Source organism: Candidatus Stygibacter australis, from assembly GCA_030765845.1.
Taxonomy (GTDB): Bacteria; Cloacimonadota; Cloacimonadia; order Cloacimonadales; family TCS61; genus Stygibacter; species Stygibacter australis.
Genome location: JAVCDJ010000175.1, coordinates 1 through 8334 on the forward strand (window position 1 = coordinate 1; position 8334 = coordinate 8334).

The following is an 8334-nucleotide window of genomic DNA, read 5'->3' on the forward strand; positions in this document are numbered from 1 at the left end:
CCGATTCAAAGAGCTTTGACTATTCCATTACTGGAGATAGTCATCTTTTTCACTTCCGGCTGAACAGAAAATTAACCGGACTGGACTTTCACCAGCTAGAGGTACACCACTTCGTGACGCACCTGAAGGCACTGAATTACACTGAAAAAATGTAAGAAACTAATTTTAAGTACTCATTTTAGTAATATCCTCTCCTTTATGATCTCTGTGATTCACAAAACAATTCTCTTTATTTCTACTTTAGGGTAACTATAGAAGTTTACGAGAAATCCTAATTTGAATCCTGTTGCTTTTAAGTAATTCATTATCTGGGCAAGATGAATATCTTCCAAGCTCTTAATTGCTTTTATCTCTAATATTATTTTATCATAGCATACAAAATCTGCACAGTAGAACTGAACTAGATTTTCTCCCTTATAATCAATAACAATATTTTGTTGAGCAACAAAAGGAATTTTGCTTAATAGAAATTCCTTACTAAGACACTCCTGATATACTGCTTCCAGAAAGCCACATCCTATTTCTTTATATACTTCATAAATCGCTCCTCTTATCTTATAGATCTCCTTTTGATAAATGTACTCGCTCATGAATTCCTCCAAATTATCATATTACATTACATTCTTCTGTGCATTTCTGTGCCTTCTGTGGTTTATAATCCTCCTTTTTGCTAACCATTGAAATCACTGAAGCTCACTGAAAAAATAACAGTAACCTAATCTACTTTAACAAAGTTTTCTTCTTTTATATTTAATCTTCCTTCTGTGTATTTCTGTGCCTTCTGTGGTTTATAATCCTCCTTTATTACGTCCACGAAACTGCATGAATCAGGAATATCAGCCACTATCTATGGATAATCTGCAAAGAAGCAATTAATAATTTCAATTTCAATATTTCCTTTCTTATAGAGTACCAGCAAATTATATTTTACCTTTCCTTGTTGTCAAATAATTTGTGAACACAGTAAACTCTTATCAAAGGCGATATTTCCCCAAGTTTCTTGACACATATTCTCTACTCACACTATTGGTAGCATATCCTCATAATAAAGGAGCAAAGAATTGAATATTCTGGGCATAGAGACGTCATCGAGCTGGGGCAGCGTGGCAGTGGTCAAAGATGATCGGATTGTGTTCAGCTCTTACCTCGATATCAAGGTCACTCACTCAGAACGCCTTTTACCGCAGATAGATGCAGCCCTCAAAAGCAGCTCATTGCAAATATCTGATCTGGATATTATTGCCATCTCCAATGGTCCCGGTTCATTTACCGGACTCCGGATAGGACTTGCTGCTGCCAAAGGTCTCAGCTTTCCTCATGAAATTCCACTCTTTCCTGTTAACACTCTGCGACTGCTTGCGGCTAATCTATATGGCAATGAACTACCCATCCTCTCCTTTATGGATGCCCGAATGCAGGAAGTTTATGCAGCGCTTTACACTCCTGATCTACAGGAGATCATTCCCCCCTGCAATGCCAAACCGGCAGAATTCCTGGCTCAGATTGACCAGCCGGTAATTATTACCGGTGATGGTATTTCCAGATACAGAGACCTGATCTCTGATTTAAAGATCAATTATAAAACAGCTCTACCTCATCAAAGAATTCCCACTGCCATGACGCTTGTCTCACTCACAATGATGGAGAAACCTGATCTGAACTTTGATTTTGAAACTATTTCCAGCTTAGAACCCTGGTATTTTCGTAAATCTCAGGCTGAATTAAATAAAAAACCTATTTTGGAGGATTGATGAAGCATAATAGACCGGACTGGCACACATATTTTATGAAAATGGCGTATCTGGTACGCGAACGCTCTACTTGCCTTAGACGAAAAGTCGGAGCTGTGATAGTGAAAAATAATCAGATCATGTCCACAGGATATAATGGCGCTCCCAAGCGTGTTCCTCATTGCATTCAAACCGGCTGTCTGCGTCAGGATAGTTCCATCCCTTCGGGGCAAAGACACGAACTTTGCCGCGGTGTGCATGCAGAGCAAAACGCCATTATTCAAGCTGCCGTGAATGGACTATCCATAGCAAATGGTGAATTATACTGCACAAATCAGCCCTGCTCCATCTGCGCCAAAATGCTCATAAATGCCGAAATAAAAACCATCATAGTATCAGAACTCTACGAAGATAAACTCGCCAAGACACTCCTCGAAGAGGCAAGCATAAATGTATTTCATTTCAATATGGATACTAAAAAACTCACTAAGATAGTATAGGAAAGCAAAAGTAACTTAACTTCACACCAATCAAACATAAAACGTTCTGCATCAAGAAATATGTTTTTTATTAGTTTATGGCATATTTTTCCAGTTCACCCTATAAGGATCAGGAGTGCTGAACGTATTTCGGGCAGGACTTCTGGAATCCGGCAGAGGCTGGGTAAATTAATCTGTTCGCCCAGAACTCTTGTCCGGTGTACTGTTACGATTCCTGGCTTAGCTGTGGATTTTGGCTTTTTGCCATTTTCCTTTACGGTAGATGATGTATGCCCAGGTAGCAGAGAGGATATTACTTACCAGCATGGCATACCAGAGGGCAAAATAGGGTCTCTCGCGCAGCGGATAGGCTAAGACAGTAAAAATTCCAGTCAAAGGAGGTTTTGCGAAAATCCAGTAATTCATAATCGCTCCGGAGAGAATGAAAACCAGTGGGATTCGGAATGCCCATAATCTGGCAATATTGATTACCATAGTAGATTTTGTATGTCCTGAACCATTAAAAACCCCCAGGAACACAAATACAATGGCAAATACAAGCGATGTGAAGCAGGTTATCTTCATTACCTGGGCACCCAGAGCAATCACAGCAGGGTCATCGATAAATACTTTGATGATCGAACCCCCGAAAAAGAAGATCGTTGCTCCGCCGACTGCCATGATCGAAACTACCAGTTTGAGAGCAATACCCACGCTTTCTTTGGCTCTTTGCACTTCTCTGGCACCCAGATTTTGACCAATCACAGCAGAAAGCGCAGTGGAAATCCCCAGTGCAGGCATCATAAATAGACTTTGAATCCGCATACTGAGCATATTTGTAGAAATCACTAAAGTGCCAAAACTATTGACAAAACTCTGGAGAAAGACGAACCCGAAACTTGTCATAGAATGTCCAAAAGAAGCAGGGATACTGATAGAGATGATCTTTTTAAGCATCTTGATATCGGGAATAATGTCTTTGAGATTGGGTAATAATTCTTTATGAATAGTGGCAAGAGAAATAACTGCCATCAGAGCAGCCAGTATCCGGGCAAATAATGTAGCATAAGCAGCCCCGAGAACGCCCATTTCCGGGAATATCCAGATGCCAAAGATCATTAGCGGGTCTATCACCAGATTTATACCAACTGAGATCATCTGTATCTTCATGGGATTCACTGTGTCGCCCACTCCATGATAAAAACTCTGGATACTGATGAAAATGAACATGAAAACCTGGGCTGGTATGATAATGGACATATAATCACGGGTGACATCCATAATTTCTGCGGGAGTGTGCAGCCAGCTTAAGATATTATCTAAAAGTGAAAGACTCACAACAAGGAAAAAAGCGGAAAATGCCAGCATTATCAATACGTATTGACCTGTTACTTTTTTGAGATTTTCTGTAAGTCCTGCTCCTTTATATTGGGCAATCAGGGAATTACCGGAAATCACGAAGCCAAAGCCAAATGACTGCAGGAAAAATATTAGCGGAAAACTAATACCCACGGCAGCAACAGCATCGCGTGCACCTTCTGTCAGCTTGCCCAGCCAGAAAGCATCCGTTACGGTATATAGCGTCTGCACCAGATTTGAAGCCATGATCGGCAAAGCCAATATGATCAAATTATGGAGCAGATTGCCGGTAGTAAGGTCAGTCTGCCTTGATTTCATATTTTAGAGAATATATTTAGAAAGGTCTTCACTATCGATAATATCCTGCAGTTTTGCTTTCACAAAGTCTGGTTTTATTTTGATAGATTTTATCTTTTTATTAGGAATATCAAAGAGATAATCGTCCAGAAGAGTATTGAGAATAGTATGCAATCTGCGAGCACCAATATCTTCCATTTTTTCATTTGCCTGAGCCGTATAATCCGCGATCAATTCAAGCGCGTCTTCAGTGAAACTAAGCTCCACTCCTTCGGTTTTAAGCATTGCCTTATACTGCTTGGTTAGTGAGTTCTGCGGTAATGTGAGGATTTTGATAAAATCGTCCTTGGTCAGGCTGTTCAGTTCTTCTCTGATCGGGAATCTGCCTTGAAGTTCGGGGATCAGATCAGATGGTTTAACACTTGAAAAAGCTCCTGCTGCGATGAACAGGATATGGGATGTATCGATTATACCGTGCTTAGTGGGCACGTTTGAGCCTTCCACGATTGGCAGCAGATCGCGCTGTACTCCGCTGCGTGATACATCAGAACCCATCTTATGATCCGTAGTAGCTATTTTATCTATTTCATCTATAAAGATAATACCATTATTCTGAACTCGATCTTTGGCAATATTGATCACAGTCTCACGATTTACTAATTTGTCTGATTCTTCCTGGAAGTAATAAGTAATGGCTTCCGGAACTTTCATTTTCTTAGATTTCTTTTCACCTTTGAGTGGTAATATCCCACCTAAGATATCGCCAATCTGAAAATCTATCGTGCCCATACCAGTTTCAGAGAAAGATTCCATTTGTTTCAAGGGTGATTTTGTGGAATCAATCTCCAGTTCCCTGTCATCCAGTTTCCCTTCGTTTAGCAGGCTTTCCATCTTATCACGCTGGCGTTTATAGCGATCCTGCCGTTCTTCCTTTTCCTGCTCAGTATCATCCGGTTTGCCAGGGATTTTGGGTGTTAATTTGTCCAGCACCCGTTTTTTGGCATGCTGCAATGCAATATTTGAAACCTCAGCAGTTAATTCCTGACGCACTTCATTAATAGCAATGCTTAGCAGCTCTCGCACCATTGATTCCACATCGCGCCCCACATAGCCAACTTCAGTGAATTTACTGGCTTCCACCTTGATAAAAGGTGCCTGGGTAAGCTTTGATATACGCCGGGCGATCTCGGTCTTCCCCACTCCCGTGGGACCTATCAGAATTATATTATTAGGCATGATCTCATCACGCAATATGCCTTTCACCTGCTGACGTCTCCATCTATTGCGAAAAGCTACTGCTACTGCCCTTTTGGCTTTCTCCTGCCCGATAATAAATTTATCGAGCTCTTTCACTATCTTTATTGGTGTCAGTTCATCTCTCATATTTATTTACCTCAATAGAGCAGGAAATATATGTCATTTCTGCTGTCAATGAAATTAATGATAACGATTTGACGGGATATATTAACTAATAAATTCGTGAACTATCTATTTATTACCTCTGGCTTTTCAGCGCTGATGAGATGCTCTGTTGGGAGAGTTTTTTGGTATCAAATAAAAGCTTGCTTCAGGCATTATCACGAAATTAAATTGCTGTGCTTATGAACCAGGCTATGGTAGGGGCAGACCCGCGTGTCTGCCCAGAATTTGCTATTTTAATATAATCTGAAGAGGGCAGACACATTGGTCTGCCCCTACCAGTCAGTCTATCAAACATTGAGATGCGGGGAAAATAAAACGGAGTAGATGCCAGATTTTATAAAAGTAAATATCTTGTTTGAACTGATGTTATATTGTAGGCATATAACCTGCAAAAATGGTTATTCAAGCCATAGGGAACCCACAGTGAGGGTACTGAGGTTCCGCCAAAGAGTCAATTATTGGACGTAAATCATTTATTTGCAGATAGATAATATCCAAATCTATTTCAGTAAAATTACCTTCCTGGTTTCCATTATATTCTCTGATTGGTACTTTAGCAGATATATTCCACTGCTCTGTTCTGAAGCATTCCAGGTTACTAAATGCTTACCTGCTGTGAATTCATCAGAAATCAGGGTACAAACTCTCTGACCCTTGATATTATACACTTCCAGTAATATAAACCCAGATTTTTCCAACTCAAAGCTGATATTTATTTCCAGATTAAATGGATTGGGATAAACTGTCAGGTTATTGACCATCTCAATATTATCATCTACATTTATCTCATAATACTGCTCATTTGCTCAGATTAAGTTAAAGTTTACTTAAGAACAATGCTCAATGTTTTACCCACCTTTTCTGATAAATTTATTCTTGGATCTCCAAATTTACCATCCAGATAATCCTGACCTAATAGTTTTATCCATTCTCGCTCAATATCAAAAGTGCCTATCTCCAAATAATATTCCCCAGCAATCTCAAACACTTTTAAATCTGATAAAACTATGTTAAAATGCTCTTTTTCACCTTTCAATTCTATTGTTACAATCACCCGCTTATTTTCAAAATCAAGCTGATAATCAATCAATCTACCGTAACTTGATAGATACTTATTAGCGTATTCTGTAATCTTTCCCTTAATTAATCCTGCACAAAACTTCATAGCAATTGCAATTGCTGTACCCTTCATTCCTTTGGATAAATCCATATTTCCTCCTTTTGATTATATATAGCTATTTTGCTATTTACTGATTTAAGTTTTCTTTTACAATTGTTATTTTACCAACCAACAAATTATACTGAGTCTTTGCATCTTCAATTTGAAATATTATCTTCATTCCTGCGGTTATGGCTACGACAATTACGAAAGTACCTCCAGATAGCACAAGAGTTCCTGCAGCCATTCCACCACCTCCAGCACTAATAGCACCTCCTCCAAACCAGGCTGTAATAGCATTTGTTGCAGCAACACCTGAAAGATGAGATATTGCAGTACCTGTACTAGCTGTGCACAAATTTGCCACAAGGCTAATTGAAACAGTAGATATCAATCCTGCTCCAGTAAGACCAATAGAACTTATAATTGCCAATCTATTAGCATCTTTCAAATCATATAAACCTAAAAGGTATCCCCCATAGGCAAATATTGCTGCCGATATAATGCTTCCACCAATTTTACTTACGGTAGTACATATTGACAAGCTGCCAGCTTTTTGCCAAGGAAACTTAGTAGCAAAATTTTGTCCCCATTTACTTCTTGTAAAAACCCAATGTAAATGTACACTTGCTATATTTCCACCTACGAAAGAGCAAAAAGACAATGCACCGATTTTAATGCTATGGTTCGTGTCGATATCACCAGATATGATGAATTGCATTATTGAATCCAAAACAGCCCCTCCTATACCTGCCAATATTCCACCCATAAACAAATTAGAGTTTAGCCCATATTCCATTGACCATTTTTTTTGTTTATCGAAATTATTGAAATATTCTGGTTCATTACAGCATTTGTCCGCCCAAACCTTAGCTTCTATATCATTCAATCCTTCTCTTCTAAATATATATATAAAATGTTTTCGTAAAGCAATTTGATAATCTTCTGGCAAATTATCAAATTTATCTTGAATTACTTGTGGTTTACCAAATATAGACCCATCCTTGTCAAGTCTGCATATCTCAAATTTATGGATGTCTCCTCGGTAACTAATTCTAAATAGTCTTGGACGATAAATCCCTTGATCAGCAGCTCCAAGAAGTCTTTGAGATATTGCTTCACAGTGCTTGCTTAGATAATTTAAATTAACAGAATCACCATCCATAAAGATTTTAATCTCGTCTCCATTAAGCCATACCCTTGCTTGCCCAAAGTTTTCCATCGGAATTGTAATTATTTTTTCATTACCTACTGGAAGATTATTTACAATAGTAAACTTACCTGCATTGATCTTATTAGATATATTGCTATATTGATTACTACTCGGTTTTAAGCGATAACTGATCCATTCATGACTCATCTGTTTTCCAGAATATACCGTTTGTCCTAGTTGGGATGATCCATACTTGGCTTCTCCAACAAGTACATCAATAATTTTTCCTCCATTACCAAACTTAATAAATAATCCATCGATACCTTGTTGGGTACCAGCAGGAGTAATTCTTGCCCATCCACCAGTTTCACCCAGTAGATCATGCATTAAGTTTTCACCTAAAATACCCTTAGCCTGATTCATTGCCCAAGAATTACTGGCTGCATTAAAATTGAGTTCCAATGTTGCAGTTGTAGCCCAATGATTATATGAATTTTGAACACTTACTCCTGTAACACCTGAAAGAACAGAATATGAAAAAGGAGAATTTATACATTTATTGGAGTCCAAATTTTGATTTTCATTTTTATTGAAGTAATTCATAACTCAACCTTAGAATGAGGCAAAATCAATTTTAGTAGTCTCATACATTTTTTTTAAAACACCTAATTTCTTGTAACTATCATCTACATCAATTTTCTTCTTAGGACCTTTAAGTGATTTATATAAGTATTC

8 protein-coding genes are annotated in these 8334 nt (G+C 38.4%); 2 read left to right on the plus strand and 6 right to left on the minus strand.

Translation table 11 applies throughout. The features are described from left to right. Nucleotides 1–212: 212 nt before the first annotated feature. Entirely contained in the window at nucleotides 213–590 is a 378-nt protein-coding gene (locus RAO94_08835; GenBank protein ID MDP8322441.1) for a GxxExxY protein, read from the minus strand. 471 nt (nucleotides 591–1061) lie between these two features. Between RAO94_08835 and tsaB the strand changes: the two genes are divergently transcribed. Together tsaB and RAO94_08845 are read left to right on the plus strand one after the other, a co-directional pair. Beyond that, on the plus strand, nucleotides 1062–1751 hold the full coding sequence (tsaB, locus tag RAO94_08840; GenBank protein ID MDP8322442.1) for a tRNA (adenosine(37)-N6)-threonylcarbamoyltransferase complex dimerization subunit type 1 TsaB: 690 nt from the start codon (nucleotides 1062–1064) through the stop codon (nucleotides 1749–1751). Next, on the plus strand, nucleotides 1751–2230 hold the full coding sequence (locus RAO94_08845) for a cytidine/deoxycytidylate deaminase family protein (GenBank protein MDP8322443.1): 480 nt from the start codon (nucleotides 1751–1753) through the stop codon (nucleotides 2228–2230). Before tsaB ends, RAO94_08845 begins: the two co-directional genes overlap by 1 nt. Nucleotides 2231–2449: 219 nt before the next feature. On the opposite strand, the gene RAO94_08850 is transcribed toward RAO94_08845, so the two are convergent. The 5 genes from RAO94_08850 to RAO94_08870 form a co-directional block, all read right to left on the minus strand. Continuing rightward, nucleotides 2450–3886, minus strand: a complete 1437-nt coding sequence (locus RAO94_08850; protein ID MDP8322444.1) for an MATE family efflux transporter — start codon at nucleotides 3884–3886, stop codon at nucleotides 2450–2452. Nucleotides 3887–3889: 3 nt separating this feature from the next. Beyond that, nucleotides 3890–5248, minus strand: a complete 1359-nt coding sequence (gene hslU, locus RAO94_08855) for an ATP-dependent protease ATPase subunit HslU (GenBank protein MDP8322445.1) — start codon at nucleotides 5246–5248, stop codon at nucleotides 3890–3892. A gap of 539 nt (nucleotides 5249–5787) precedes the next feature. Beyond that, nucleotides 5788–6048: a T9SS type A sorting domain-containing protein gene (locus RAO94_08860; protein ID MDP8322446.1), complete on the minus strand. Its 261-nt coding sequence runs from the start codon at nucleotides 6046–6048 to the stop codon at nucleotides 5788–5790. A gap of 62 nt (nucleotides 6049–6110) precedes the next feature. Next, nucleotides 6111–6497: a hypothetical protein gene (locus tag RAO94_08865; protein MDP8322447.1), complete on the minus strand. Its 387-nt coding sequence runs from the start codon at nucleotides 6495–6497 to the stop codon at nucleotides 6111–6113. A gap of 37 nt (nucleotides 6498–6534) precedes the next feature. Next, entirely contained in the window at nucleotides 6535–8202 is a 1668-nt protein-coding gene (locus RAO94_08870) for a hypothetical protein (GenBank protein ID MDP8322448.1), read from the minus strand. Between the last annotated feature and the right edge of the window lie 132 nt (nucleotides 8203–8334).